Source organism: Haloarcula taiwanensis, from assembly GCA_002844335.1.
Taxonomy (GTDB): domain Archaea; phylum Halobacteriota; class Halobacteria; order Halobacteriales; family Haloarculaceae; genus Haloarcula; species Haloarcula taiwanensis.
Map to the genome: position 1 here is coordinate 2353236 of CP019154.1, position 25961 is coordinate 2379196.

Genomic DNA, 25961 nt, shown 5'->3' on the forward strand with positions numbered 1-25961 from the left:
CGGTGTGTGATTTGCACTCACCGGGAGGACTTCCCACTGGTTTCCAGGACCACGGTGACGGTGGTTTCGCCACGCTCGGTTGTTGTCGTCACATCGAAGCTGACGGCGAGAACATGTGTGCGACCCACGCGGTCCTGCCCGACGACGCCGCGGTCGGCGGTACAGTCCCCGAACTGGCGGGCCGGTCCCGACGGACAGTTTTCGGCTTTCCACTGCTGTGCGGCAGTACCGTTGTAGGTTATATTGTAATGGACACCGTCCTCAATGCGGGATGTCTGGAGGCGGTCAAGCCGAGGACCCAGTCCGGTTCGAACGGCTGTCACCGCCGACTCGTTCGCGGTCCAGGCGTATTGGCTCGGGATGGACGTGCTCTCAGTTGCCACGGCTCGCTCAAGGACTCGAAGCGCGTCAGCAGACGGGTCGTCATCGTAGTCGGCCGTCGCCCGAACGTCATCGTGATAGCTCAGTTGGAGCGAGGCGAGCACAATTGGGACGAGCGCTACGGCGATGACCGTGGCCGCAACGAGCACGAGCTGTCCGCGCCGGGTCACGCGTACCACACGGTGATCCGGACACTCCCGTGTCCCGTCGGCACAGTTGCAGTCCCGGTGCTGACGCCCTGAGGCGTCGGTGTTCCGACCGCACCGTGCGGTGTTTCGACCCGGAAGAGGACGTTGTCGGGCAGGATGCGTGTGACCCGGTTCGAAAGCGCGCTCCGTTCGCGGTCGAACGCAGTCGGACTAGACACGACCTCCTGCAGTCGCGTCGCACCGCCGTGTCGCGGCGGGTCAGTAGCAAGAATGGCCGCCGTGTCCGAAGCGTAGGCATCAAGTTGCGGCCCCTGTCGGTCCGGCGCTGGCGTCCCCAGGGCGAACCCGAGCGCGACGCTGAGAATCAACACTGTGCCGAGGGCAACTTCCACGAGCGACAGCGGCAGTTGCGCTCTAGACATCGACGGTCACCACCAGCGTCTCTTTCGTCGACCGCGGGGCGTCGTACTCTATGGTCACGTTGCCTGGTTCGAGCTGGCCGGCCCGCTGGAAGCGCAGCGCCGTCGTCTCGTAGGGCACCAGCGGGACCGCGTAGCTGCCGTCCAGCCCGCTCCGGTTGTGCAGGACGACCCGGTCGTTAGCGCGGACCGTCCAGACAGTCGTGCCCGCCGGCGGGTCGATAGTTACGGTGGCCTGTGCGCTCCGGCGAGGGAGCGTCACCGCGTCGGTCGTCGCCAAGTCGGGTGAGAGTGTCCGTGGTTCCCGAGACTCGACCACGACGAGACGGGTGATTTGTGTCCCGCTGTAAACTGTGCCACTGCGTGCGATTTCCTCGTCAGCCAACTCGACGCTGACCGCATACTCACTGGCCGGCGGTGCGCTCCGCTCCAGCGCCGCCTGGTCGAAGTCGTCTACCCGAGATTGATTGAGGACGTTGCTCCGGGCGGCCAGCGGCCCGTCCACCGCGACGAGTCGGTCAGCAATTGCGGCAGCGACCCGTCGCTCGTCGGGGGTCCTATCCGCACCGGTAATCGCGGTATCGGCCATCGCGACACCCAGACCAGTGACAACAGTCAGGAGCACGAGCGCGATACCAAGCGCTGGGAGCGACGTCTGGGCACGCATGGTGGCGTCAGAACGATGGTTCGACACGGTCATCGCTCCGCCTCCAGTGTCACCGTCACGCTCCCCGTGGTTCCAGAGACAACGACCACAGTCGGACTGCCCGCCTGCCATTCACCTTCGAGGGTATCGACTCTGTCGGGCAACACCGGCTGTGCTCGGCCGCCGATTTCGGGGTTAGGATGGTCGAGGACGAGAGTATCTCCATCAGTCCGAATACTGTATCCTGCCCCATCGATAGTCTTCGGGAGCGATACCCGAACAGTCGCCGAGACGGCCCGGGCCTCCGGCGGAATGGCCTGCTCGACGCGGGCCGTCGCTTCGGCGAGCGTTCGATCGCCGAGTTCCGCCCCGACGGCGGATTGATACGCCGGGACAGTGCCGCCGTACAGCGTGGTCGTCACTACTCCGATGTACAGCAGCACAATCCCCATGCTCAGCAGTTTCTCGACGACCGTGCTGAGCGCGCGATTATCCATGGCTCACCTCCGTCCGCATATCGTGACGGACAAGATACAGCGTCCGGCGGCCTGGGAACGTCGCTACGACGCTCTGGACGCCATCGCCGTCGATGTCCCTGACTCGCGTGGTTGCACCGACACGCTGGAAGTAGTCGGTGAACGGCCGTGGAGTCGCCGTCTCGATAGCCACGCTGTAGTTGTCAGGCGGGAGTTGTTCGCGTTCGTGGCTGACGTTCTGGCGGATACCAGCGGACACACCGCCGGTGCCAGACACCGTGCCACCGCTGGCGTTGACAATCGGTGCGCCGACGATGACCGCTGTGTCGTCCCGCGTCGCCGTCACCGGCGGGTCCGTTTCGAGCCACGCGTTCCCCGCGGTCCCGCGAACAACACTCCCGGCGAGAAAACGGACACGGTCGTCGCCGGAATCGTAGATCACTGCGTCGACGGGGACCGTTCGCTGGACGCCGGAGTCGTTGCGGACTCGGAGCTCTCGTTCGACTGTAGTCAGCCGCCCTTCAGTAAACCGAACACGGGCCGTCTGGTGGCCCGTCTGCTCCACTGGTCGGAACGACGTTTCGAACATGTTAGCGACGCGGGCCTCGTTGGCGGTTGCGGTGTGGCCGTCGACGACAGTCCCGACGACGGCCGTCAGCCCACCGAGCGCGACGACGGTCAGCCCCAGCAGCAACACCACGCCGACAACGTGTGACTGGGCGTCGGTATCGCGCTTCAAATCAGACCAGCCCCCGCGAAGACAACGTATGCGACGAGAACCAGCCCCGAGGAGTGCAACAGCGCTTCGTAGGCGCCGCGGCTCGCCGTGCCGGCGAACCAACCACAGGCCAGCATCGTCGCCTGCGTGACGACGTAGAACCGGTGTTGCTCCCGGACGGGTTTGATCGCGCTCGGGTCGAAGGCGATGTTCGCACCGCCAGAGACCGACGACAGTTGTGCGAAGCTATCGAGGACGTAGACGTTGACAGCGACGGTAATGCCGATGACGAGCAGCGCCGTCGTCCAACCGACCGCAACGTAGACAAGCAGGGCTGATCGGATGGATTTCCGCAGATGGTAGAGTTGACCGATCTCTGTCTGGAGCGTCTCGAACACGTCCTCCGCATCGCTCCCCGTATCCAGCGCGCCGACCACAAGCCCGATGGTCTGTTCGGCCATCGGCGTACCGACGCGATCGACGAAGTGGTCCAGCGCCGCGGCCCGGCGGTCGGCCGCGGCGTCGCCGGGGCTATCACCCAGCGACAGTGTGAACGCGAGCGACTGGACATCGCTGGCGAGCGCGCCGAGTTCCACGTCGTCGGCGACACGTCGGACCGCCTCTGGGAACGGGCGGCCCAGCGCGACGTGGCCGGCGACGGCGTGAACAAAGTCCTGTATCTCCCGGTCCTTCGCGTCGTCCGCTCTGGCCCGACGGGCCGTTACCAAACCGACGGGGACGCCGACGGTGGTATACGAAAGGAGCGCGACGTTGACCGGACGGTAGCCCAGTGACCAGAGACCCGCGGCGACGACCACGCCCAACGGCACGCAGGCGAGGAGTGCACTTGCTGGGTTCGAGGGAATCGTCATGAGGATTGCGACAGGGCCATCCGGCAGGCCATAGCTCGGAGCGGCCGTGTTCCGCGGACGGAGCGTCGTAACGACAAACGCCGCCAGCAACCCGGCAGCCATCACGAACGCCGCGCTCCCGTAGACGACGATCGCGCGAACGGTCGTTTCGCCCAGCGGCGTCGCAACAGGCTCGGAGAGGCCGGGCGCGAGAATACCCATCACAGTGACGATGAGCACCACGAGCGCAGGCAACACCAGCAACACTACGAACAGTTCCGCGAGCAGTTCGAGATAACCAGTCGCCCGCTCGTGTTGTCGACTCTGCTCGTGCGAGAGCAAGCGCCCCTCCATCTCCAGATATCCCTCCAGCGCCTCGGCGCTCTGATTCGCATGTTCGCGGAATTTGAGCAGAAACGGGGCCAGCAGGTCTCGCGAAGGTGTCTCGCTGGCGACCCGCTCAATACCAGTGTCGAGACTCCCGGTGAGGATGCCTTGGTTAAGCGCACGTCGGAAGGCGACCGCTGTCTCGCCGTAGGCGTCCTGTTCGGCAACGGCGCGGAGCATCTCTCGCCGGTCGTGGGTTCCGGACGCGAGGACTCTGAGGTATCGGACGGCGCCGGGGAGCGTGGCTGCGATGTCCGCACGCCGCGCGTTTGCGACCCACGAGAGATACCGGTTGCCGGCGACGAACACGCCCCGTTTGAGCGTGAGGCCAGCGACCGCTCCGAGGATAGTGGCCACGAGAAGCCGAGGGACTTCTGGTAGCGCCAGCCGGTTGATGACCGGGAGGCTCTGCTGGAGCACCGCGACGAACGAATCGAAAGTCCCCGGCGGCACGAGCATCGCTACCGTGGCGGTGCCGATAACGCCCACAACGAGTGCCAGCCACGAGAGTCCGTACACCCTGGCAACGTAGACGCCGAAGCCAGCACTTGGATAGGCGGCCCGGTAGCGGTCACGCGTGCTTGCGTGGCTGTCATCCTCGGCGTGGTGGGCGAACAGGGCGTACAGACCCCGGTCGAGCAAACCGAGTGTCTCGCCGCCCTCAGTCGTCACCCGTACCGACCTCCAGGTGCGGATTGTTTGGGGTACCAGTCTGTCGCCGCAGTCGCTCGACGGTCGCTGCCTCGTTCGTCTCTAGGTCGGCTAGCACGCTGAACAGGTCGTCGAAGTCAGTCAGGCCCTCCTGAACGAGGTACTGGACGTACCGGTGACGACGGTGAAACGCGTCCTCGACGGCTGAGACCGGTTTGTCACGGAGGTCCGAGAGCCGGTCGAAGATACCAGTGTCGACCTGCCGCCGGTCATCGCCGAATTGCGGGTGGTCATAGCCGAATTCGAAGGTCCCGTCGGGCCGCCGCCAGCAGACGCTGTTCCAGTGGATTGTCGTCCCGTCCTTGTGTATCGTCCCACTCCGGTCGTTCCCACCTTCGGCGACGGACGGGTCGTCAACGAACTCGACGACGTCACCGACGTAGCGCTCCCCATCGACGTGCCGAGGGAATACGACGAGATCTATCTCTTCGAGCAGATAGGTCGGCACGCCCTTCTCGATAACGCGGTTGACCAGCGACTCAATGTCGTCAGCGTGGGTCGTCCCGATAACGCCGTGACCTGTGTTGAGCGTCTCAGCGAAGGTCTCGAACGACGCGGCCGTGTTGATTTCGGCGATGACCTCGACATCTGGGTTCAGATAATTGCACTGTGTCATCAGATCGGCCATCGTCACGCGGCGGTGGTCCCGCTCGTGGTCCCGAGTGGTGAGCGAAACGCCTGTCTCGTGGGGAATCCGGACCTCACGCGACCCTTCGTCGATACTGATGGGGCGGTCCCGATACGGGATAAAGGGCATATGGGCGTTCATGAGGGTCGTTTTGCCGGCCCCGGTTGGCCCCGAGAAGAGGACGACGCCGTGGGATTCATACAGGAGCCACAGCAGCGCGACCAGTTCCGTCGGCAGCGAATCACGCTGGACCAGATCGACCGGTGTCATCGCATCGCTCGACTGTTTTCGAATAGAGATGTGGGGCCCGCCTTCGCTGATAGTCGGTAGAGCAACGGCACAGCGGATGGTGTCGTCGGTGTCGTGGAGACCGTCCCCATCAGGGTCGATATTGACTTTCGCGCTCGGATTCGAGGCGTTGAGTTCAACACCGTCATCAGCGGCCAACTGCGTGACGACGTTGACGAAGGCCGCCTCGGAGTCGAAGGCGAGATTGGTCGGTACCCGGCCGTCGTGGCCGAGATCGGCGCGTGGGAGGACCTTCACGCGCTCGTCGACCCGGTTCGCCTCAATGTCTTCGAGCGTGTGGTCCCGAATCGGGACAGTGAGTTTCCCGTAGCCGACTAGATCCCGAAGTACGTAGTACAGCAGGTCGTCGAGGCGGTCGTCGGCGAACCGGTGGTCAACCGGCGGGACAGCCAGATCGAGTTCGGCCAGCGCCGACCGGAGTCGGTAGCGGGCGGCGTCGACCCACTCGGTCGTGTTACGGACGGTTAGCTGCCGAGCCAGTAACGAGCGAGCGCGTTCTCGGACGAACTCGACGCGGTCTTCGACGACGCCGTTGACGCCGGTCTCCCAGACACGCTCCTTGCATACCTCGATGAGTTGTTCGTCGCCGGGGAGCAGGTCCGGCTCTCGAACCGCGTACTTCGTCGTGAACGGGTCGGCACCGAGGAGATGCTCGCGGTAGACGACGACCGGAATCTCGAACCCCTGAAACCGGACAGTGTGGCGCTCGACACGCTCGCTCGCGAACCGATTGAGATACGCCGGGTCCGCTCCGAGGTCGGTCTCGGCCGGGGCGTAATCATCGGTATGGACGACGACACCGTCGTCAGTCACGTCAGCGACGTCGATACGGGAATCCAGCGCGTACGGAGTCAGCTCGTCGAAACACGCCAGCGACGAGAGCGCGTGGTACTCGATTCGGCGGCGGCTCGCCGGCGACGCGTCGATCAATCGGTCGATGACCCGGCGGTGTTTCGCATCGAACCCCCCGTTCATTCGCTCCACCGCCCCCTCACGCGTCCGTGGCCGCTCGATATTCGCACCTGCGAAGTGCGCCTCGACAGTCGACAGTGCGTTAGCTTCTGACGCTGAGAGCACGGGATCACGGACATCGTACCGGAACCTATTTGCACCTCGTCGAACGGTCACGACGACGCCCGGATACACCTCGTCTTGCTCACGAACGTCCGGCGCGTACCAGGCGTCGGCGTCATCCGGTGGCGTCGGTGCGGGGACCTCCGGCGCGGTCTCCGCGGCAGCCTGTGCGGTCATACGCAGTTTTAGCCCAGCTATTGTACTTAAACTTGTAGACTTGCTTTTTCGGAATTTAATTAAAATATAAAGGCTAGAAAAGAGTATATGAGGGGTAGCGGAGATCCGAGGAGAGTGGTTTCTCAACATTACATAATCTCGACAGGGTAGGGCCGTCTGATACTGTCGAATAATCGTTGGTGTTGGGTGATAGACGCAGTCTTGCAGGCGTGCTGTCGATTTGAATGTGTATTTTCGTGATATGCACCAGAATTATCATAACCGTGCCCACGGATCAGGTCATTTGTATGAAACAAACGCAGCCGGCACCGAACGGTGAGAGCACAGAGTCGACAACCGCCACACGACGACGGATACTCAAAGGCACACTTGGTGCGGGGGCGACCGCAGCAGCGGTTCCGAGCCTGAGCGGCGTCGCGGCGGCCCATTTTCCGGTCGAGATCGCAATCGAGATTCAGCCCGAGAACGCGGAGAGCTTCATCGACCTATCGGACCACGAAACCGTCACCGTCGCGGTCAAGCAGTCGGAGTTTATCAACAGCGATGGAGACAGTGAGACGTTCGATCCCACTGAGCGGGCTGTGCGCTATCGGTTCGGCTCGCGTCTCGCACTGGAAGACGGCGGGGGTGCTCGACCCATCGATGATGGCGAGATCACGGAACCAGAAGACGAGGCTACGGACGACCAGTCGTCGCTCGTTCTCACGTTCCCGGTCGATGAGATGGGGCTCGACGGCGGAGAGGAGACAGCGTGGTTGTACTGGGAGCGGGACGAATCCGGGCACCACGGCTACGCCGGCTTCGATTCCGTGCGGGTATACCGCGGATACTCCAGGGGCAGCGGCCTGATCGAACAGCTACGACAGTTGCTGGGAGGTGAGGCGGCATCCAGTTCTGACTGAGGGCCTGTGAACCCGGAGCAGTGCTGGCAGCGCGTGCCTGTACTCGCGATGCTGGCGACTATATACGTCGAATCCGATGGGACGCTATGGCTATCGTTGCTGAAATCCTCCTCGCCGACGAAACCCTTCCGCTGGTCGGCGTGGCGGACTCGGTTCCGAGCGGCGAACTTTCGATTTCGAACGCCGTCGGCCTCGAAGACGGAAAGCTGCTGCTGACGGTTAGCGTCGACGCTGACTCCCGCGACGCGTTTGAACGAGAACTGGACGCCCAGCCACAGATCACTGATGCGGCGGAGATTGGACAGACGGCCAACGGCTGGTTCTACAAGATTGTCGTCGACAACGCGTCGAGTCTTGTTGCATCTCACGACCCGGCGGAGTTCGAGGGCGTTGCGATGGACGCGACGGTCACCGGCGAGGGGATACGTGAACAGAAGGTGTTCTCCGACTACGACGCGTTCAGTGCGCTACAGGACCGGTGTGCGGTCAACGACATCCCGCTCGAACTGCTGAACATCGCTTCAGACCCCGAGAACCCCGGCGAGCGCGACCAGTTTGGACTCACTGACAGGCAGTATCGAGCGATATCCGTCGCCCTCTCTGCGGGGTATTACGATTCGCCACGTCGGTGCTCGACGGCGGAACTCGCCGACAAACTCGATGTGTCAGCCGCCGCGGCGTCTGATCTCTTGCGCCGAGCCGAAAAACAGCTCATCAGTTCGACGGTCGGCCCCGACCAGTTCCGGAACGCGCTCGCGCAGTAGCCGTTCCCCTGTTCGACCGCACCGTCCCTGTCGTCACATAAACGGGCTTATCAGTAAGCGAAGCACGCTCGTGGCCGTCGCACCTACGGGACGACGATGACAGATAAATCTGAGACAGACGACGACCAGAACACACAGCGACTTGCAGGCGACGTTGCGATTGTAACGGGCGCATCATCGGGAATCGGTGAGGCAACCGCCGAAGCGCTCGCTGATGCGGGCGCAAGTGTCACACTCGCAGCTCGGCGCGCTGACGAACTGGAAGCGCTCGCGGACCGGATCGAGTCATCTGGTGGGGAGGCGCTTGTTGTACCGACGGACGTTACCGAGGAAGACGACATCGACTCGCTGGTCGAGGCGACGACCGACGAGTACGGTCGCATCGACATCCTCGTCAACAACGCCGGCGTGATGCTGCTCGAACCGCTGGAACGGGCAGACCGGTCGAACCTCAGGCAGATGGTCGAGGTGAACCTGCTCGGGCTGATGAACCTCACCCACGCGGTGCTCCCGGTCATGCAAGAGCAGGAAAGCGGCCACATCGTCAACGTCTCCTCCGTCGCGGGACGCCGCGCGTCGGCCGATTCGAGCGGCTACAACGCGACGAAGTTCGGGGTGAACGCGTTCACTGAGGCAGTCCGGCAGGAAGTAACGACACAGGGCATCCGGACGACAGTTATTGAACCGGGTGCCGTCGATACGGAACTCGCGACACACGTCCCGGACGAGCAGGTGCTTGAGCGGTTCGCGGAGATGGATCTTCCGATGCTCCACCCCGACGATATCGCTCGCGGCATCGTGTACGCGACGAGCCAGCCCGCCCGCGTGGACGTGAACGAACTCCTGATCAGGCCGACCGGCCAGGATATCTGAGACGGCCACCGCACTTGTCGAACGATGTCGCGACGGTCGGATCGAAACGCCGCCTCCGGTGTAGTTGACACACGCAGTACTGGCCGCCGAAGCCAGCTGTCAGGTGCTAACTGACCGCACTACCACATCGCGTTCGTTGCCGTCGTCTGTGCGATTTCCGCGTGCTGAAACGGGACGTACAGTCGCCGAAACGCCCGGTGTCGGAGGAACCTTACGTCGCCCTCCCTAACCACACACATGGCAATTGAGACGGATGTCCTTGTCGTCGGTGGTGGCGCGACCGGCGCTGGCGTCGCTCGTGACCTCGCACTCCGTGGCGTCGACGTGACGCTCGTCGAGCGCAACGGGCTGACAAGCGGTACCTCCGGGCGCTCGCACGGACTGTTACACAGCGGAGCCCGCTACGCCGAGGCCGACCGGGTCGGTGCCGAGGAGTGCATCGCCGAAAACCGGATACTCAAGGAGATCGCCGGAGCCTGCATCCGTGACACCGGCGGGTTGTTCGTCCAGCTCGCCGCGGACGACCCCGACTACTTCGAGGCCAAGCGGGCGGCCTGTGCGGAGGTCGGTATCCCCGTCGAGACGCTGGACGCCGATGCGGCCCGCGAGCGAGTGCCTGACCTCGCGCCCGACGTTGAGCGCGCGTTCGAAGTCCCGGACGCCGTCATTTATCCGTCGCGGCTCGTCGCCGCAAACGCCGCAGACGCGCGCGACCACGGTGCAACGATACACCCACACGCACCCGTCGAAGACGTCCTCGTCGAGAACGGGCACGTGGTCGGCGTGCAGGTCGGCGGGACAGCCGACGACAGTATCGAGGCCGACTACGTCGTCAATGCGACCGGGGCCTGGGCTGGCGAGTTTGCCGCGATGGCCGGCCTCAACGTCGAGATGCAACCGACGCGAGGGGTGATGGTCTCAGTCGAGTACGACGCCCTCGGGCCGGTACTCAACCGCTGTCGGGACCCCGACGACGGCGACATCGTCGTGCCACACGAGAACGAGGCCGTCCTCGGAACGACGAGCGTGCCCGTCCGCGACCCGGACGAGTACGAGACGGAGCAGTGGGAGATCGAGGAGAGCATCGAGGAGTGTGCGGCGATGCTGCCGCCAGTTGCAGACGCACCCGAGGTCCGGACCTGGTGGGGCGTCCGACCGCTGTACGCGCCAGACGAGGCGGAGCGCGGCCGCGGTATCTCGCGGGGCTTCTTCCTGCTCGACCATGCCGACGACGGCGTCGACAACATGGCGAGTATCGTCGGCGGCAAGCTGACCACCTATCGGCAGATGGCCGAGGCGACCGCCGACCGCGTCTGTGACAACCTCGGCGTTGACGCTGCCTGTCGGACTGCGGACCAGACGCTCCCGGGCGTCGACGACCCGAAACAACTGGACGCGCTCGTGGCCGAGTTCGACGGTCAGGGCCCGACTGACCAAGACGTGGTCGGGTCGACGTAACCGTCCATCATGCCCTGATTCAAACCGGAAGCGAGGGGTGTCAGCCGACTGTACCGTTATAAGGGTGGCAGCCGCACGTGCACTCATGATAAACGAGACCGTGCGGCAGATCAAGGAGATGGAGACACAGAGCTCCTCGATTGCCGCCGTGAAAGCTGCCAACGCGCTCCGGGAACTGACAGACCGCGAGTGCCACACGGTCGAGGACTTTCTCCGTGTCGTCGAGCGCAACAGCAGCGCACTCCAGCGGGCGAACCGCTCGCATGCGCCGCTGTACACGACACAGCAACGCATCGTGACGGATCTGAAAGACGCCGACCTCGACTCGGTCCCGGCGGCCAAGGAACGACTGCGTGACACAATCGACGATGTCGTCACGGAAATCGAGACCAGCAAGGACCGTGCGGCAGAACGGGCGGCGACGCTCATCGACGACGGCGACGTGCTGGTGACACACGAGAACTCCTCGACAGTGATGGCGACGCTCATGACAGCGCTGGACGACGGCAAGGAGTTCCACCTGTACGCGGGCGAGTCCCGGCCGCATTTCCTGGGCCGTCGAACCGCCCGTCAGCTGGCCGACCGGGACGGGGCCGACGTGACGCTTATCGTCGACGGTGCGACGGGCCACTACCTCTCGGAGGCCGACCGCGTCTTCGTCGGCATGAACTGCCTCATCGACGACGTGGTGTACAACCGTATCGGGACGTTGCCGCTGGCCGCGACGGCCAACGAGCTTGACGTTCCCGTGACCGTCGTCGGGACATCGTCGAAGTTCATCGGGAGCGGCTTCAGCTTCCGGAACACGTTCCGGCAGGGGTCGGACGTGATGCTCGAACCGCCGGAGGGGTTCGATATCGGCAATCCGGGCTACGACGCGACGCCGACCCGCCTGCTCGATACGGTCGTCACTGAAGACGGTATCCTGCAGTTCTGAAGCTGTTCAACGGATCGTCCTGTCGGTGACCCTGCGAAGTCGCTCAGCAACATCAGCGTCGAGCGCCGCATCGGTCACCCGCCACTGCCAGTTCCCGGTTGCCGTGCCGGGGACGTTGAATCGGGCGTCACTACCGAGACCGAGCAGGTCCTGCATGGTCGTCATCGCGACAACCGCGTTCGAGTTCCACACCGCCTCGATGAGATCCCAGTTGATTTCGTCTCCATCAGTGCCGAGGTTGTAGTGGAGGCAGTCGCGCTGGCGGTCGGAAAGCCCGCGGTAGTAGCCGACGATAGTGTCGGTGTCGTGGGTCGACGTGTAGCCGACGGCCGACTCCGGGTAGTGCATCGGCTGGTACATATGCCCCTCCTCGCACCAGTCGGCGTACTGCGGCACGCGCATCCCGGGGAAGCCGAACTGGTCCCGGAGCGCGACGATGCTCTCGTCGAGAAAGCCCAGGTCCTCGACGAAAAACGGGAGTTCGCCGAGTCGGTCTCTGACTGTCTCGAAGAAGTGCGCCCCGGGGCCGTCGCGCCACTGGCCGGCGGCCGGGTCGTCCGCCTCGGCCGGAATCGACCAGAACTCGTCGAAGCCTTTGAAGTGGTCGATGCGGGCGATGTCGACAAGGTCGAACAGCCGCTCGAACCGGTCAACCCACCAGCCGTAGTCGTTCGCACGGAGTGTCTCCCAGTCGTACACCGGGTTCCCCCACCGCTGGCCGTCGTCGCCGGGATTGGGCGGGACACCGGCCACCTCCGCGGGGTAGTGGTCGTCGTCGAGTCGGAACACCTCGGGGTATGCCCAGACATCCGCCGAGTCGAGGCCCACGTAGATGGGGAGGTCGCCAACGAGACCGATGTCCCGCTCGGCCGCGTACTCGGCCAGCGCCTCCCATTGGCTGTCGAAGCACCACTGAACGAACTTGTGGTAGCGGATGTCATCGGCCAGTTCCTCCTGATATCGCTCCATGGCCGCTGGCTCGCGCGTTCTGATGTCGTCCGGCCAGTCCATCCAGCCGGCGTCATCGAACTCGGTTTTCAGCGCCGTAAACAGCGCATAGTCGTCGACCCAGCCGGCCTCGCGCTCACAGAACTCGGCGAAAGCGTTCCGGTCGGCTTCGGCCGCGCTCTCGTCGAAGTTCTCGTAGGCGGTCCGGAGCCGGCGCTCCGTAAACTCGGTCACGCGGTCGTAGTTGACCTGCTGTTGCGAGAAGTCACCCGGCGGTTCGACCTCGTCCGCGGTGAGATAGCCGCGGTCGACGAGGTCACGGAGGTCGATGAGCAGCGGGTTGCCGGCGAAGGCGGACGACGACTGGTACGGGGAGTTCCCGTGGATGCTCGCCGTGGGACCGAGGGGGCAGAACTGCCACAGCGACTGGTCCGCCCGGTCGAGGAAGTCGACGAACGCCCGCGCGCCGGAACCGAGGTCACCGATACCGTGTGGCCCCGGGAGCGACGTCAGATGGAGAAACACGCCACTCTGCCGTTCGAATTGCATACGCACCTGTTGCCCTGACAGGCATTTCAATGGGCGGGGTTGTTGACTGCCAGCGTGTCTGCTTACAGACGCGGAAACGGGGCGCACGCAAACATATATATTGTATCCATTTGATGCTATGACGAGAGAGTCAGTTACAGAGATGCCACCGAACGTTCTGATGCTTGGCTGGGGGTTCCCACCCAACATCACCGGCGGGCTTGATACCGCTATCGGGGAGCTGTTCGAACAGCTCGAACCGAGAGACGACATCGAGTTCGAGCTGGTGTTGCCCGCGGAGTACGCGCCGCCGGACCGCGACGGCATCCACGGCGTGCCGACAGGCAGCGGCGACATCATCACCCGTATTGGCCGGCTAGCTGGAGAGTTCGCCGACGAAGCGGCCGACGCGGACATCATCCACACGAACGACTGGTTCGGTTACAATCCCGGGTCGCGGGCCAAATCGGCCCACGATGTCGAGTGGATCTCGACGTTCCACTCGCTGTCAGCGGACCGTAACGTGACGCCGCCACAGCGGGAAGTCGAGACGGAACAGCGGGTCGCGAACCGAACGGACCACCTACTCGCGGTGAGTAAGTTCACGCAACGCCGGATCCGTGAGCAGTACGACGCCGACTCGACAGTCATCTACAACGGGTTCTCGTCGGTAGAGCCGACGGGCCGGGACATCAAGGCGGAACTCGGTATCGACGGGAAGATGCTGTTTTTCGTCGGGCGACACACCGACCAGAAGGGGCTGTCGTACCTGCTGTACGCGCTCTCGAAGCTCGGCCGGGACGACGTGAGCCTCGTACTCGGCGGCTCAGGGCACCTCACCGAACAGCTCGAACGGTTCGCGGAGCTACTGGGAATCGAAGACCGTGTCTACTTCCCGGGGTATCTCCCACAGTCAGAGCTCGGGGACTACTACAACAGCGCGGACCTGTTCGTCTCACCGTCACTTGCAGAGCCGTTCGGAATCACCATCGTCGAAGCGCTGTCGGTCGGGACGCGCGTCGTCGCCTGCGAGAGCGGAGCCGCAGAACTCCTCAACGAGGACTGTGTCATCGAGGTCGAACCCGATTCGGACTCCATCGCCGAGGGGATCGAACACGCCCTATCGCTGTCGACGCCCATCGAGTACGACGTCCGAACCTGGGGCGAAGTCGCTGACGAACACGTCGAGTTCTACCACGAGGTTCTAAACGAGGCCTGACCGGCCGCGCTCACCGGAGAAAGCGAACGTCCGTGACCGGTTCCGGGTGGACGATCAGGTAGCCGTCGGCGGTCGGCTCCAACCCTGTCACGGACGTTGTGTCCGTTTGCGTCCGGTACGGACTATCGGCGGTCCCGTCAGCCGACTGGTAGGGACTGTCGTACGGTGTCTGCCTGTCCTCCGGGGGGCGGTCGAAATCCTCCGGCGGCAGGTATATTTTTTCGCCCGATTTCGAGCGGACCACGACGGCCGTGTCGCGGTCGCCCGAGACGTCGATTCTGGTCCGGCCATCGTCGATTGTCATCTCAAACGAGACTGGCTCCGTTTCTGTTTGTGCCATGTTATCAGATATCTCGCCTACCGCGAGTAAATGATGCTCTGTCACTTAGTCCTTCGCCAGCGGTACAGTGACTGGCGGTGGCCCGTCGTGAGTCCTGCATTCGAACAGTGGACCCGTCGTCGCGAGCCATCAGCGGTTGATGATGAGCGACCCCGACATGTTGTACCCCTCAACGGTGACATCCTCACCGAGAATCGTCTCGTCGAGGTCGCAGTCGTTGACCTCGGCGTCGGGGAAGACGATGGTCCGGTCGAGGCTGCTGTCAGTCACTTCCGCCCCGGCCATCACGTGGACAGTGGTCCCAATCTCAGAGTTCTCGACGGTCGCGTCGGGGTGGATGAGCGACCCGCCGTCGAGTTTCCACTCGACGGTCTCGAAATACGACTCAGGTGTCCCGATGTCGAACCAGACATCGTCAAACGTGAACGCGGACACCGGTTCCTGCTGTTGCAGCCAGTCGATGTACCAGCCCGGTTCGTCGGGGTTGTTGTCGCCAGAGAGGTACTCCTCGAAGCGGAGCGAGTCGGCCGGGAAGGCGTAGCAGGCAATCGATACAAGCGTGCTCTTGGGGTTGTCAGGCTTCTCCTGGAAGTCGACGACGCGTTCGCCGTCGAGTTCGACGAGCCCGTATGACTTGGCTTTCTCCCGCGAACCCACGTCGTAGGCAGCGAGTGCCGGCCCGTCGCGGTCCTCGAAGAAGTCGAGGAACTCCGAGGGGTCGAAGCCGATGAGGTTGTCGCCGCCGATGATGAACAGGTCGTCGTCGATGCCCTCGCGCTCGATCAGTTGCGCGAGCGCGCCGACGACGCCGAACTTCTCGTCTTCGTCTTCCGTGCTCTCGACGGAGAGTTGGACCTTTTCGTAGCCCCTCTCGTCGATATGGGCTTCGAACTCGTCGGCGAAGGCCTCATTCGTACTCAGATACGTCGTCCCGATACGGTCGTCAGCTTCGAGCGACTGCAAGACACCGTCGATGACGGTCGTCTCACCAACCGGGAGTAGCATCTTCGGTCGACGCCGCGTGATCGGCCACAGCCGTGTGGCGTAGCCGCCAGCTAGAACAATCGCGTCCATATCCCACAGTCAGAGGCGAATTATAAAGTGGTTCTCACTTATGAGGGATTCTACAGGTTAAGCTGCCAGACAGTTGTCCCGGCAGTGACCAGGTCTTCGTCGTCTGCGGCGGCAACAATCACTTGATTCTCACCGGGGTCGACATCGACTGCAACCTCGAATTCGCGGTCATCGACGGAGATGTACGTGATGTCGGCGGGCGTTTTGACGACGACACAGACACCAGTGGTCTCGCCGGAGACGACCAGTTCGTTCCCGCGGAACTGCGTATCGACGCGGAGCGCGGGGCTGCGATCAGGAGTGTGGGCCCGTCGCTCCCGGTAGCGGTCGTCAACGAACGCGGGCGTCTCGACCGGTTTACCGGCGCTGATACCGTGGGCTAACCGCACGTACTGGGCCATCGACCACGCCAACGGCGTCGCCGAGCCGGTCCCTTCGGCGAACTCCCAGTCGTACTCGGTCGCGTGGCCACGGTCCCATATCTGCTCGGCGATCATCCGGCCCGAGTTCGCCACGTCCTGCATCATCCGAAGACAGTTCTCGGGCGGGATGTCCGGGTCGTCGCGGTGGAGTTCGTACTCGGCGCGCTCGCCGGTGAGCAGCGGCCAGAGGCGGCCCTTCCCCTTGTGTTCGACCGTCCACGGTGCGCCCTGGTCGTCCCGACCACGCTCGCCGTAGCCGTCGCCGTTGTACCGGTAGAACCCGGGTGCGTGCTCCGTGTCGACGCTGATGGTGTCGTCGACCTCGACGAGCGAGTTCCGGATGGTCTCGTCGTCGTCGGGCTTGATACCCAGCCGGACGAGTTCGAGGAAGCCACCGTCGATGATGTTGCGTTCGTCCAGCGTCGGACCGTCGTTGGCGAGCGTGCGGAGGTGCCCCATCTCGGGGTTGCCATCGAGCGTTATTCGCGTGTAGTAGGGCGTGTTGGTGTGGCGCTCGGTCCCGGTCTCGGTCGCGGTCCAGGCCTCGACGTTGTTCGCCCACTGGTCGGCCAGCGCCAGCCAGACGAGCGCGTCGGCCTCGTGGCCGGTGTCGAGCGCGAGCTTCGCCGCACACGCAAGCCCCGCGATTTCGGCCGCAATCGAGGACGGCGAGAAGCCGGCCTCCTCCTCCCAGCGCTCCTGTGCGGTCTCGGGGCCGTGGCGGACGACGTACTCAGCCGACCGCCGGACGTTCTCGTAGCTGTACTCAACGTCCTCGAAGTCGACGCCGCTCTCGGCGAGCCGATAGGCCATCACCTGCGGGAACGAGATGTTGTCCATCTGCTCGCCGCCCCAGCGGGTCGTCCCGTTGACGTAGGTGTTCTGCGGGATGAAGCCAGCCTCGTCCTGCTGGTACTCGTAGATGTACTCCAGTTGGTCGGTGGCGATGTCCAGCGACCCGATGGCGTCGAAGACGCTGAACACCTGATAGAGGTCCCGCGACCAGACGAAGTTGTAGCCGTAGCCCTTGGGCTCCTCGGCGTGGACGGCCTCGCCCCACGGCACGGACGGCGAGGCGATAGAGGCCCCGTGGTAGGTCTTGTCCTCGACGGCCAGCAGCGTCATCAGCGCGGTTCTGTACTGGTTCGCCAGCGCTTCGTCGTCAGCAACCGAGTCCGGGAGTTGCTTGTCCGAGAGGAAATCGGCCCAGCTGTCGGCATACTCGGCACGGACCGTCTCGTAGCCGCGGTCGAGCGCGCCGTCGGCTTCGCCCAGCGCGGCAGCGGTGTCAGCCTGTCGCGCGAAGCCGAGCGCGACCGTGTCGCTGACTCTCGTTCCCGAATCCAGCCGACCGATGAGGACGAGGTTCGTCCCGTCGATCGACTCGACCGGGTCCGGGAGGTCGCCGTCCGAGTACAGCCCGTCGAGACGGTCGCTGCCGGCCGCACCGACGGTGGCCCAGTCGAAGCGTCCGGCCGCAGCCATCGCCACGGCGATAGAGTAGGCGTCGCCGTTCTCGTCGACGAGCAAGTCGTTGTCCGTCTGATCGGTGTAGGCGCGAGGGTTCCGGCCCACGAGGTGGTAGCTCCCGGGCTGGCCGTATCTGATAGCGCGGTCCTCGGTGACCGTGCTGGTGAGCGCGATGTCCGCGACCGAGAACACGTCGTATGATTTGCCGTCCTCGGCGCTGAAGGACACGTCGGCGACGATGGCGTCGTGCTCGGGGTCAGTCGCGTAGTCGACGGTCAGCGTCCACTCGTGGCCCCGGCCGTCACCGGTCTCGGTGAAGACGTGGCGATAGAGGAGCGCCTCGTCGTCGACGGGCTCGACGCGCCGCCTGACGCTGTCGTCGGTCCGGCGGTTCTCCCGGTGGGTCCGGACGGCGTAGTCCGTCTCGTCCGTACACCGAACCAGGAAATCGAGCGTCCGCAGATTCATGAGGTCGACCTGCGGGTAGCGGGCCTCCGTCAGCGCGCCCTCGGTGAGCGTGAACCAGACGCGCGAGGGGTCCTGCTCGTCGTGGTCGGCGACGGTGCCGACGCCGTACTTCTCCCCGGTCGTCCAGGTCGGTCGCTCGCTCGGCCCCTCAGTTCCGGCTGAGGTCGTCGGGAGTGCGTTCAGTTCACCCAGGCGTGCAGTCGCGTGAAGCCGCAACGCATGCGACCAGCCAAGCGGCGTCGCGCTGTCGAGGTCGCCGTCGTCGAAGGCCTGCTCGGCGAGGTAGCCGGCGTCGGTCGTGAGCGGCCCGTCCTCTTCGAGTAGCTCGTACAGGTCGCTCGCGCGGTCGAGGTACGCGTCGCCACGCTCGTCGCGGTCGTTCAGCATATCGCCCACGCGAGCGGCAGCGAGTGCCCCCATCGCCGTCGTAACCGTCCAGATCTTCTCGCTGTCCTGATGGCCGGTCCGCCAGCGGTCACCCTCGTAGCGGGCCAGTCCCGCGACCCGGCTCTCGGTGGGGTTCCGGAAGAGCGTGTCGAGCGTCGTGCTCACGTGGTCCGCCAGACGGGTGAGGTGCTGGTCGGAGAGCGTCGTCGACTCGACGTTGTCGTACTCCTGCAGCGCGTCCGCGAGGTGGAGTCCCGCAGCGTCGATACGGTGGTCCGGGGTCCCGTTTGTCAGCCCGATCACGTACACACCCAGATCACTGTCCCAGAGCGTATCGAGCCCATCCAGCAGCCTGTCGGCTGCCGCCAAGCTCCGCTCGCAAACCGACTCGGGCATCGGAGCGCGGCCCACCGCGGCGAAGGCCTCGATGAACGTCGCAGTAGTATGTGTGAACTGGCCGATGGAGTCCTCCCAGACGTTCTGACACGGCTCGGGGAGGCCGTTGGCCGCGATGTCTTCGATGAGCGTGTCAACGGCCGCCTCGATAGTCCCTCGAACTGTCGCTGTCAACTCGGCGTCCATCTTGCTGCGATGCGTTCGCAGCAACGTCGCGAGGAAGGCGGTGACGGTCGCGGTCTGGTCGGCCTGATACTCCGGCGATTCGGCGTTGTGTTCGACCCGAGCGTTGGCCCAGCCCGGGGCGATATCCCCCGTGTCGGCCCAGACGCGGTGGGGCCACCGGCCGTCAGGGAGCTGGCTGTTACAGAGGAACTCAGCGCTCTCAAGCAACATCTCGACAGTGTCTATTTCGAGTCGGTCGCCGGCTTCGAGCAGATGCCGGGAGACAGAGGCGTCGTCGCGGAACCAGACGTAGCCGTAGCCGCCGGAGTTCGAGTAGAAGGGGTCGAACTCCGGGGCGGCGATGCGACCGCCGGTCGGCGAGGACAGCAGGTCGAGCACCCGCAGGTCCATGCGTATCGAGTCTGAGCGTGTCATTGATTCGGACACGTCGATGCGTGTTCGCTCCCGCCCGGCCTGCCGGAGGTCGTCGGAGGTCGTGTGCGCTGTCATGCAGTCGGCGAGGTCCAGAAGCGCCGTTTCCCGGTCGACCTCGTCGTGGTTCGAGAGCTGACTGACGAGCGTCGTGTCCTTGCTGCGCCCGGACCGGTCAAGCGGCGCGGTCACGAGGAAATCGCCGGTGAGCCGGGTCTGGTCGCGCCGTTCGACCGGCTCCGACCGCGGGAACTCGACCGGGCTATCCGAAAGTATCTCTGCGAGCCGTTCCGGTCGCTGTCCGGCGACGGCGTCTAGCCCGGTCGACGAAGCAAGGTAATCGTGCTCCCGCCGGTGGTACACTTCCAGTACCCGCGAGTTGTCGGGCCCGGCGTCTTCGTGAATCAGCGAGCCGACGCCGCTGTCGCTGTTTTCGGGGGCCAGTGTGACGAACGCCACGAGCTTGGCGTTCTGTGGAACCGCCCCGCGCATCGCGACGTGTGTGACGTGTGCCCGTCCAAGCGTCAGGTCGTACTGGTGGACGGTGAACGACCCCGCGTCGTACTCGGTCTCGACGAGCCGCGTCTCGCGGTAGTAGTGCTGTCTGATGGTCTCTAGGTCGCTGAACCACCGTGTTTCGTCTCCAAGCATAACCCCGAGTCGGGAGCGATCGATGCCGGAGAGCCCGGAGAGCGAATCGGAGTAGTCCTGCAGTGTTCCGTCTTCGCCGACGTGTACGAGTCGATCACCGTGCCCCGAGAAAGAGCCTGAAACAGTCCTGCGCTCCTCTGGAAAGCGCTCGTGACGAGTCCGCTTGTATTCGTTGAGCGCTGTCGAAAGCCGCATACACATCAAAGCAGACCAATCTCTATAAACTCCTGTGGTTCGGACAAATTAGTGATACTTCGAGGCCACGACCGCATATCCCGGGAGGGCGGAGCCGCTATCGTTGAACGGACCCGACCGCGCGAATTACTGGCGCAGGTCGCTCCCGGCGGCCGGGAACACACCCACGCTATCGACTGTAACGGTCGCGTTCCCGTCACCAGCACCGCCGCGGTGCTCCCCGGACACAAGGTCGGTGTTGGCGGTCACGGCCGGCAGCTCAACCGTCGTCGGCTCGCTGCTGAAGTTGAGTACCACAACGGCTGCGTCCTCGGCAGTCGCCCGTGCGTACGCGACGACACGGTCAGACGGCCCGTCTCGGACCTCGTACGGGATGCGGAGCAGGTCCGCGTCGGCCGACAGTGCTGGCTGGTCGTGTCTGGCTGCCGCAAGGTCGCTGACGAACGACTGGAGCGCCTCGTCGGCGTGGTCCCACGCGAGGTCGTCGCGACGGCCGCGCTGGCCGAACTCCTGACCGGCGTAGAGTAGCGGCGCGCCCGGAAGCGTGAACAGCGCGCCCGCGGCGGCCTCGGCGGCGTCGCGCCCGTAGTCGACGACGTAGCGCGTCTCGTCGTGGTTCTCAGCGTACAGCATGAACGACGCGTGCTCCGGGAAGCCGATCTCCGCCCGCCCCTCGATGGCACCGAGGACGGCCTCGGCGTCGCCGCCGCCCCCGACTTGCCGGAGCGCGGCGTATGTCGTCGAGTCGAAGTGCATATCGAACAGCCCGGCCTGGAAGTCGGGGATGTACGGGATTGTCTCGTCCAGTAGCAGGAACTCGCTGTCGCGGTCCTTGCAGTAGTCGTGGATCTCGCGCCAGAAGCTGTTCGGGACGGCCCAGGCCATGTCACAGCGGAACCCGTCGACCAGGTCGGCCCACTGGGCGACCGCATCGAGCAGGTGCCGGCGGACCGGCAGGTGATCGAAGTTGAAGTTCGCGATGTGTTCCCACTCGAAGTACGTCTCCGGTTCGGTGTCGGTGCGCCACTCGTACCAGTCGCGGTACTCGCTGTCTGGGTCGTCGCGGGCGGCCTCGAAGTAGGGGTGAGTCCGCGCCGAGTGGTTACAGACGAGGTCGAACAGTATCTTGAACCCGCGGTCATGGGCCGCCTCGACGAACCGCTCGTAGTCCGCGCGGGTGCCGAGGTCCGACGCGATAGCGAAGAAGTCCGTGATGTTGTAGCCGTGGGGCGCGTGGTCGTTCTGCAGGACCGGCGTGAGCCAGAGCACGTCGACGCCCAGGGAGTCGAGGTAGTCCAGTCGGTCGACGATGGCATCGAACGGCGAGTCGTCGCTGTCCCCGGCGAACGTGCGGACGTAAATCTCGTAGATGACCGCGTCCTCGGCCCACTCGGGCGCGTCGTACGGGCGGGTGGCGGCGACGCCGGCCCCGCTGGCCACCGTCTCGACGCCGTCAGCGGTGCGCGTAAATTCGACGGCGTCGGGCACGCTGTAGCCGTGGTCCCCGACCGCGACGGCGTGGATGCGGGCACGCTCCGGGAGCGCGTCCAGCGGGATCCGGAGGGCTGTCCCGTCCCGGGTCACCGCGTCGGCGTCGATGTCGTCGCGGTCGTCGAACAGATACTCGACGGCGAGGTCGGCGGCCGCCTCGCTCCCCTCCGGGTGGGGGCTTCGGTCCGCGCGGACGACGGCCTCGTCACCCTCGATGGCCGGCCGCAGGGTCAGGCGCGGGCGGCCGCCGCCACCGCCGCCGTCGCTACTGTCATCTGCCAGCGTGTACTCGTCGTCGCCGCCGGAGCCGCTTTGCCCGCCGGAGACGCCCCCGCGTTCCCCACCGGAACGACCGGAGCGCCCCGAAGTGTGTGACCCGCTGGATTCGAGCCCCCCCGGAAACGCGCGGACGGTGAGGTCGTGCTTGCCGTCCGGCGCGGTGAGGCGGACGGTGTACCTGCCCGGCGTGTCGGGGACGAAGTGTTCGACCGGGTCGTCGCCGAGGGTGGCAGTGGACTGTACCGGCGCACGCGCGACGTGCCAACTGTAGTCCGCCGTCGGGTCCGGGTCCCGGGGCGCGAGTTCGACCTCGTCGCCCGTCGACACGAACCGCGGCGGTCCAGGATGGTGCATAGGTGCACTGCGATTGTCAGTGTCTTTGTAGTTGGGGTCGCCGAGAAGTTCCCCGGCAGCAGCGCTTTCCGAGTGGGGCCTGTACCGCCCCTGTGCCCGAGTACCGACGCGACGCCGCGTTCGCCCTGCTCTGTGGGCTCGTGCTCCTCGCGTATCTGCGCTGGACCGCCGCGGTCGAGACACTCCAGTCCGGGGTCGCCGTCGTGGTCGGCGTGGCCGGTGCACTGGGCGTCGAGGCGCTGTTTCTTCTGGACACACCCGCCGCGTCGCTGTGGGAGCGCCGCGGCGTGCGGACGGCGTCGGCGGTCGCGCTCCTGGTGTGTGCCGCCGGCCTCGCGGTGCTGCTGGGTCCGGTCGTCGTCGCCGCGGCGTGCTGGGGACTGGCGACGTACTTCGTCGTTCTCGCGGTGAGTCTGCTCAAGCGGTAACAGTCGGCGCGCACCCCGGCCGTTCGACGGGCATATTCCCCATTCCGATAGAGGTTCTCTGGACGAATGACCCCATATCCTGCACTTTACTATATATATATAGAAGTAGATAGGGTGTTTTGAACCTAATAAATTCTATTTAAGAATGAATACAACCATATCCCCGAGTTATAGAATGGTATAGGCCAAGTATGCATAGAAATTGCCGCAAAAGAGATACTTATTCGACGAACGACGGGCGGTCGCCTGACTGTCCCGGCTTCGAGCGCCACCGCGGCTGTCCGGACCTGACCAGTGAATAACAACTGTACTGTTATTAGATTGCGCCGGTCGCCATCGAGACAGCCGGCGGCAGAACGAACGGCCGTTACCCGTGGGCCAGGTTGACCTCGATGACGTTGGCGGCCTGTTTCACCGTGTCGACGAGCTGGGCTTTGCGGCCCGGGGACTGCAGTCGGTTGATTGGGGCGGTGATGCTGATGGCGGCTTCCCGGCGGTCGCCGGTGTCGATTGGGACCCCGACACAGCCGGTGCCGTCGACCCGTTCCTCGGTGTCGTCGGCGACGCCGGTTTCGCGGATGGTTTCGAGTTCGGCGAACAGCGTCTCGCGGTCGGTGATGGTGTTGTCCGTCTCTGCGGGCAGCCCGCGGGTGTCGATGATTTCCGCGACGCGGTCGTCGTCGAAACTCGACAGAAGCGCTTTGCCGATAGCGGTCTTATGCAGGTGGATGCGCTTCCCGAGGCGCGTATCGAGCGCGACCGCCTGGTCGCCGCTGGTCGTGTGGATGTAGATGCCGTAGCCCTGCTCTTCTATCATCAGGTTCGCCAGTTCGCCGGTCTCGACGGCCATCCGTCTGACTTCGGGCTTTGCCACCTCGTAGATGCCGTCGTAACGCTGTGCGATGCCGCCAAACTCCAGCCACCGGAGCCCGATGCGGTACTCGCCGTCCCGTTCGACCACCAGGCCCTCGTCTTCCAGCGTCAGCAGGTGCTTGTATATCGTGCTCTTGGCCGACTCCAGCGAGTCGGCGAGTTCGGCTAGCGTGGCACTCCCACCGAGGTCTTTGATAGCCGAAAGTACCGCAAGCGAGGTCTGCGTCGCCCGGACCGAGTCCGTTTTTGCCCGTGTCATTAGTCACCAGTTCTTGGGCCGCTCGAATAAAATTGCCGTATCGGCTGTGACAACCGCTCTGCGCTAGCTTCCGGGGCGACATATCTGGCGAGAGAGGCTCACTGCGTGTTTCGACCGGCAGAGTGATTCGAAAAGACGAAACGGAAAGTCGGGCGCGATGGCGCGATTCCAGCGGCCGAAGTTGCCAGGACTCCGCGACGTGGAGACCGAACGGCCACGAGATACCGACAGATCAGTGTGTGCCGCCGACTGTTGTGTCGTCCGGGCAGACAGCGCACCAATAGTTACCAGAGAGACATATTTCGTAAATCCGAATACGGCGGAAGACGGTGGAATAACTGCGCTCGTTGATGTCTCGGTCGACAACGGACGGTAGATTTAACACGGTCCGTTTGGTTCTTTGAGACGAGTTATGAGTGTGACCCGACACTACGAGCGCGAGTTCGTCAGAACGTTCTTTACCTCGCCGACAGCGGTGGACGGCGAGAGCGATTCAGCCAAGATGCTCCGAAGCGCGGGCCAGCTCCGTGGCCTGCAGGCCCCGGACGTCTGGGTCCCGGACAACGAGGACGCGACGGCCCCGAACATGCGCGAGGAGGGCGTCCAGAACATCATCGACGTGGTCTCCGAACAGGGAGCCGACTTCCCCGGCGAGATACACCCGCGTGTCGTCTGGCACCGCGAGTCGCCGACGACCCGCTATCAGGGCTTCCAGCAGATGCTGGAGATAACAGACCCCGAAAACGGTGCCGTCGAGCACATCGACGGCTTCGTCATTCCGGAGGTCGGCGATATCGACGACTGGAAGAAGGCCGACGAGTTCTTCACCATCATCGAGAACGAGCACGGGCTCGAAGAGGGGAGTCTCTCGATGTCGGTCATCGTCGAGAGCGGCGAGGCCGAGTTGGCGATGGGCGACCTACGGGACGAGATGGGCAAGCCCTCGAACAACCTCGAACGCATGTTCCTGCTGGTCGACGGCGAGGTCGACTACACGAAGGACATGCGCGCGATGACGCCCACCGGCGAACTGCCGCCGTGGCCGGAACTGCGCCACAACACCTCCCGGGGTGCCAGTGCCGCGGGCCTCATCGCCGTCGACGGTCCCTATGACGACATCCGCGACGTCGAAGGCTACCGCGAGCGAATGAAGGACAACCGCGCGAAGGGGATGACCGGCATCTGGTCGCTGACGCCGGGTCAAGTCGTGGAGGCGAACACGGCCCCGCTCCCGCCCAAGACCGGCAGCTGGCTGCTCGAAGCCGGCGGTCAGGAGGTCGAACTCGAACATGAGGACGGCAGGCAGGTGTACGACGGCGACGACCTCTCGCTGGAGCCGGACGGCGACGGCGGCTACGTCCTTCGGGCAGGCGGTGAGCGGCTGGAACTGGACGAGGATGAACTCACCGAGGAACTGCTCGACCGGACCGCATACATCCCCAGCATGAACGACATCGTCGACTCTATGGAGGAGTTCGAGGCCGCAAAGGAAGCCGGCAAGGGGGCCATCGCGATGACACAGGCCGCGACACTGGTCATCGACGGCGTCGAAGTCGAGGTCAGCAAGGACCGGATGTGGGACGAAGCGACCTATCAGGCCGCCCAGACGCCCATCACGCTGTTTCAAGATGTCTACGAGCACCGGCCGGACCAACACGAAGAACTAGAGGAGATGTACGGAGCCGACGTGGTCGAGCGGGCGACCGCCGTCGGGAACTGACG

The 25961-nt window shown here is 64.4% G+C and carries 21 protein-coding genes; 8 read left to right on the forward strand and 13 right to left on the reverse strand.

Annotated elements, in window-relative coordinates; genetic code table 11:
• Positions 1–17 precede the first annotated feature (17 nt).
• From BVU17_11945 to BVU17_11975, 7 genes are read right to left on the reverse strand one after another with little or no spacing between them, the layout of a single operon-like run.
• On the reverse strand, positions 18–551 hold the full coding sequence (locus BVU17_11945) for a hypothetical protein (GenBank protein ID AUG48200.1): 534 nt from the start codon (positions 549–551) through the stop codon (positions 18–20).
• Complete coding sequence (locus BVU17_11950) at positions 548–952, reverse strand: hypothetical protein (protein ID AUG48201.1); 405 nt, start codon at positions 950–952, stop codon at positions 548–550. The genes BVU17_11945 and BVU17_11950 overlap by 4 nt, the downstream gene beginning before the upstream one ends.
• Entirely contained in the window at positions 945–1649 is a 705-nt protein-coding gene (locus BVU17_11955; protein ID AUG48202.1) for a hypothetical protein, read from the reverse strand. The genes BVU17_11950 and BVU17_11955 overlap by 8 nt, the downstream gene beginning before the upstream one ends.
• Entirely contained in the window at positions 1646–2092 is a 447-nt protein-coding gene (locus BVU17_11960; protein ID AUG48203.1) for a hypothetical protein, read from the reverse strand. Before BVU17_11960 ends, BVU17_11955 begins: the two co-directional genes overlap by 4 nt.
• Positions 2085–2810, reverse strand: a complete 726-nt coding sequence (locus BVU17_11965; GenBank protein AUG48204.1) for a type IV pilin — start codon at positions 2808–2810, stop codon at positions 2085–2087. Before BVU17_11965 ends, BVU17_11960 begins: the two co-directional genes overlap by 8 nt.
• Positions 2807–4699 carry a hypothetical protein gene (locus tag BVU17_11970; GenBank protein AUG48205.1) on the reverse strand — a complete coding sequence of 631 codons (1893 nt, stop codon included), beginning with the start codon at positions 4697–4699 and terminating at the stop codon, positions 2807–2809. Before BVU17_11970 ends, BVU17_11965 begins: the two co-directional genes overlap by 4 nt.
• A complete protein-coding gene (locus BVU17_11975; GenBank protein AUG48206.1) occupies positions 4689–6926 on the reverse strand; it encodes a secretion system protein in 2238 nt (745 codons plus the stop codon). The genes BVU17_11970 and BVU17_11975 overlap by 11 nt, the downstream gene beginning before the upstream one ends.
• 353 nt (positions 6927–7279) lie before the next feature.
• On the opposite strand from BVU17_11975, the gene BVU17_11980 reads away from it, so the two are divergent.
• The 5 genes from BVU17_11980 (at position 7280) to BVU17_12000 (ending at position 11860) form a co-directional block, all read left to right on the forward strand.
• Positions 7280–7828 carry a hypothetical protein gene (locus tag BVU17_11980; protein ID AUG48904.1) on the forward strand — a complete coding sequence of 183 codons (549 nt, stop codon included), beginning with the start codon at positions 7280–7282 and terminating at the stop codon, positions 7826–7828.
• Between the two features lie 86 nt (positions 7829–7914).
• On the forward strand, positions 7915–8592 hold the full coding sequence (locus BVU17_11985) for a helix-turn-helix domain-containing protein (GenBank protein ID AUG48207.1): 678 nt from the start codon (positions 7915–7917) through the stop codon (positions 8590–8592).
• 96 nt (positions 8593–8688) lie between these two features.
• Positions 8689–9465, forward strand: coding sequence for an oxidoreductase (locus BVU17_11990; GenBank protein AUG48208.1), 777 nt, complete (start codon positions 8689–8691; stop codon positions 9463–9465).
• Positions 9466–9702: 237 nt separating this feature from the next.
• Positions 9703–10923 carry a glycerol-3-phosphate dehydrogenase gene (locus BVU17_11995; protein ID AUG48209.1) on the forward strand — a complete coding sequence of 407 codons (1221 nt, stop codon included), beginning with the start codon at positions 9703–9705 and terminating at the stop codon, positions 10921–10923.
• 85 nt (positions 10924–11008) lie between these two features.
• The gene (locus tag BVU17_12000; GenBank protein ID AUG48210.1) at positions 11009–11860 is read left to right on the forward strand and encodes an initiation factor 2B; all 852 of its coding nucleotides are present in this window, start codon (positions 11009–11011) and stop codon (positions 11858–11860) included.
• A gap of 6 nt (positions 11861–11866) precedes the next feature.
• Here BVU17_12000 and BVU17_12005 read toward each other — a convergent pair whose 3' ends face one another.
• A complete protein-coding gene (locus BVU17_12005) occupies positions 11867–13357 on the reverse strand; it encodes a 4-alpha-glucanotransferase (protein ID AUG48211.1) in 1491 nt (496 codons plus the stop codon).
• Between the two features lie 142 nt (positions 13358–13499).
• On the opposite strand from BVU17_12005, the gene BVU17_12010 reads away from it, so the two are divergent.
• Complete coding sequence (locus BVU17_12010) at positions 13500–14555, forward strand: glycosyl transferase family 1 (GenBank protein AUG48212.1); 1056 nt, start codon at positions 13500–13502, stop codon at positions 14553–14555.
• A gap of 10 nt (positions 14556–14565) precedes the next feature.
• On the opposite strand, the gene BVU17_12015 is transcribed toward BVU17_12010, so the two are convergent.
• The 4 genes from BVU17_12015 to BVU17_12030 form a co-directional block, all read right to left on the reverse strand.
• On the reverse strand, positions 14566–14895 hold the full coding sequence (locus BVU17_12015) for a hypothetical protein (protein ID AUG48213.1): 330 nt from the start codon (positions 14893–14895) through the stop codon (positions 14566–14568).
• A gap of 129 nt (positions 14896–15024) precedes the next feature.
• Positions 15025–15969 (reverse strand): glucose-1-phosphate thymidylyltransferase, encoded by a 945-nt coding sequence (locus tag BVU17_12020; protein ID AUG48214.1) that lies wholly within the window; start codon positions 15967–15969, stop codon positions 15025–15027.
• A 50-nt stretch (positions 15970–16019) separates the two neighbouring features.
• Positions 16020–20555, reverse strand: coding sequence for a glucoamylase (locus BVU17_12025; GenBank protein ID AUG48215.1), 4536 nt, complete (start codon positions 20553–20555; stop codon positions 16020–16022).
• Between the two features lie 126 nt (positions 20556–20681).
• Positions 20682–22679, reverse strand: coding sequence for an alpha-amylase (locus tag BVU17_12030; protein ID AUG48216.1), 1998 nt, complete (start codon positions 22677–22679; stop codon positions 20682–20684).
• Between the two features lie 92 nt (positions 22680–22771).
• On the opposite strand from BVU17_12030, the gene BVU17_12035 reads away from it, so the two are divergent.
• Entirely contained in the window at positions 22772–23107 is a 336-nt protein-coding gene (locus BVU17_12035) for a hypothetical protein (protein ID AUG48217.1), read from the forward strand.
• Positions 23108–23474: 367 nt separating this feature from the next.
• Here BVU17_12035 and BVU17_12040 read toward each other — a convergent pair whose 3' ends face one another.
• Positions 23475–24239, reverse strand: coding sequence for an IclR family transcriptional regulator (locus BVU17_12040; protein AUG48218.1), 765 nt, complete (start codon positions 24237–24239; stop codon positions 23475–23477).
• A 412-nt stretch (positions 24240–24651) separates the two neighbouring features.
• Here BVU17_12040 and BVU17_12045 point away from each other — a divergent pair, with 412 nt between their 5' ends.
• Complete coding sequence (locus BVU17_12045; protein AUG48219.1) at positions 24652–25959, forward strand: malate synthase; 1308 nt, start codon at positions 24652–24654, stop codon at positions 25957–25959.
• Positions 25960–25961 lie beyond the last annotated feature (2 nt).

Excerpts from the sequence above, each read along its gene's own strand:
- BVU17_11975 (AUG48206.1), bottom strand. The coding sequence starts at position 6,926 with ATGACCGCACAGGCTGCCGCGGAGACCGCGCCGGAGGTCCCCGCACCG.
- BVU17_12000 (AUG48210.1), top strand. The coding sequence starts at position 11,009 with ATGATAAACGAGACCGTGCGGCAGATCAAGGAGATGGAGACACAGAGC.
- BVU17_12030 (AUG48216.1), bottom strand. The coding sequence starts at position 22,679 with ATGCACCATCCTGGACCGCCGCGGTTCGTGTCGACGGGCGACGAGGTC.
- BVU17_12025 (AUG48215.1), bottom strand. The coding sequence starts at position 20,555 with ATGCGGCTTTCGACAGCGCTCAACGAATACAAGCGGACTCGTCACGAG.
- BVU17_12005 (AUG48211.1), bottom strand. The coding sequence starts at position 13,357 with ATGCAATTCGAACGGCAGAGTGGCGTGTTTCTCCATCTGACGTCGCTC.
- BVU17_11995 (AUG48209.1), top strand. The coding sequence starts at position 9,703 with ATGGCAATTGAGACGGATGTCCTTGTCGTCGGTGGTGGCGCGACCGGC.
- BVU17_12045 (AUG48219.1), top strand. The coding sequence starts at position 24,652 with ATGAGTGTGACCCGACACTACGAGCGCGAGTTCGTCAGAACGTTCTTT.
- BVU17_12020 (AUG48214.1), bottom strand. The coding sequence starts at position 15,969 with ATGGACGCGATTGTTCTAGCTGGCGGCTACGCCACACGGCTGTGGCCG.
- BVU17_11985 (AUG48207.1), top strand. The coding sequence starts at position 7,915 with ATGGCTATCGTTGCTGAAATCCTCCTCGCCGACGAAACCCTTCCGCTG.
- BVU17_11960 (AUG48203.1), bottom strand. The coding sequence starts at position 2,092 with ATGGATAATCGCGCGCTCAGCACGGTCGTCGAGAAACTGCTGAGCATG.
- BVU17_11955 (AUG48202.1), bottom strand. The coding sequence starts at position 1,649 with ATGACCGTGTCGAACCATCGTTCTGACGCCACCATGCGTGCCCAGACG.
- BVU17_11990 (AUG48208.1), top strand. The coding sequence starts at position 8,689 with ATGACAGATAAATCTGAGACAGACGACGACCAGAACACACAGCGACTT.
- BVU17_11950 (AUG48201.1), bottom strand. The coding sequence starts at position 952 with ATGTCTAGAGCGCAACTGCCGCTGTCGCTCGTGGAAGTTGCCCTCGGC.
- BVU17_12015 (AUG48213.1), bottom strand. The coding sequence starts at position 14,895 with ATGGCACAAACAGAAACGGAGCCAGTCTCGTTTGAGATGACAATCGAC.
- BVU17_12010 (AUG48212.1), top strand. The coding sequence starts at position 13,500 with ATGCCACCGAACGTTCTGATGCTTGGCTGGGGGTTCCCACCCAACATC.
- BVU17_12040 (AUG48218.1), bottom strand. The coding sequence starts at position 24,239 with ATGACACGGGCAAAAACGGACTCGGTCCGGGCGACGCAGACCTCGCTT.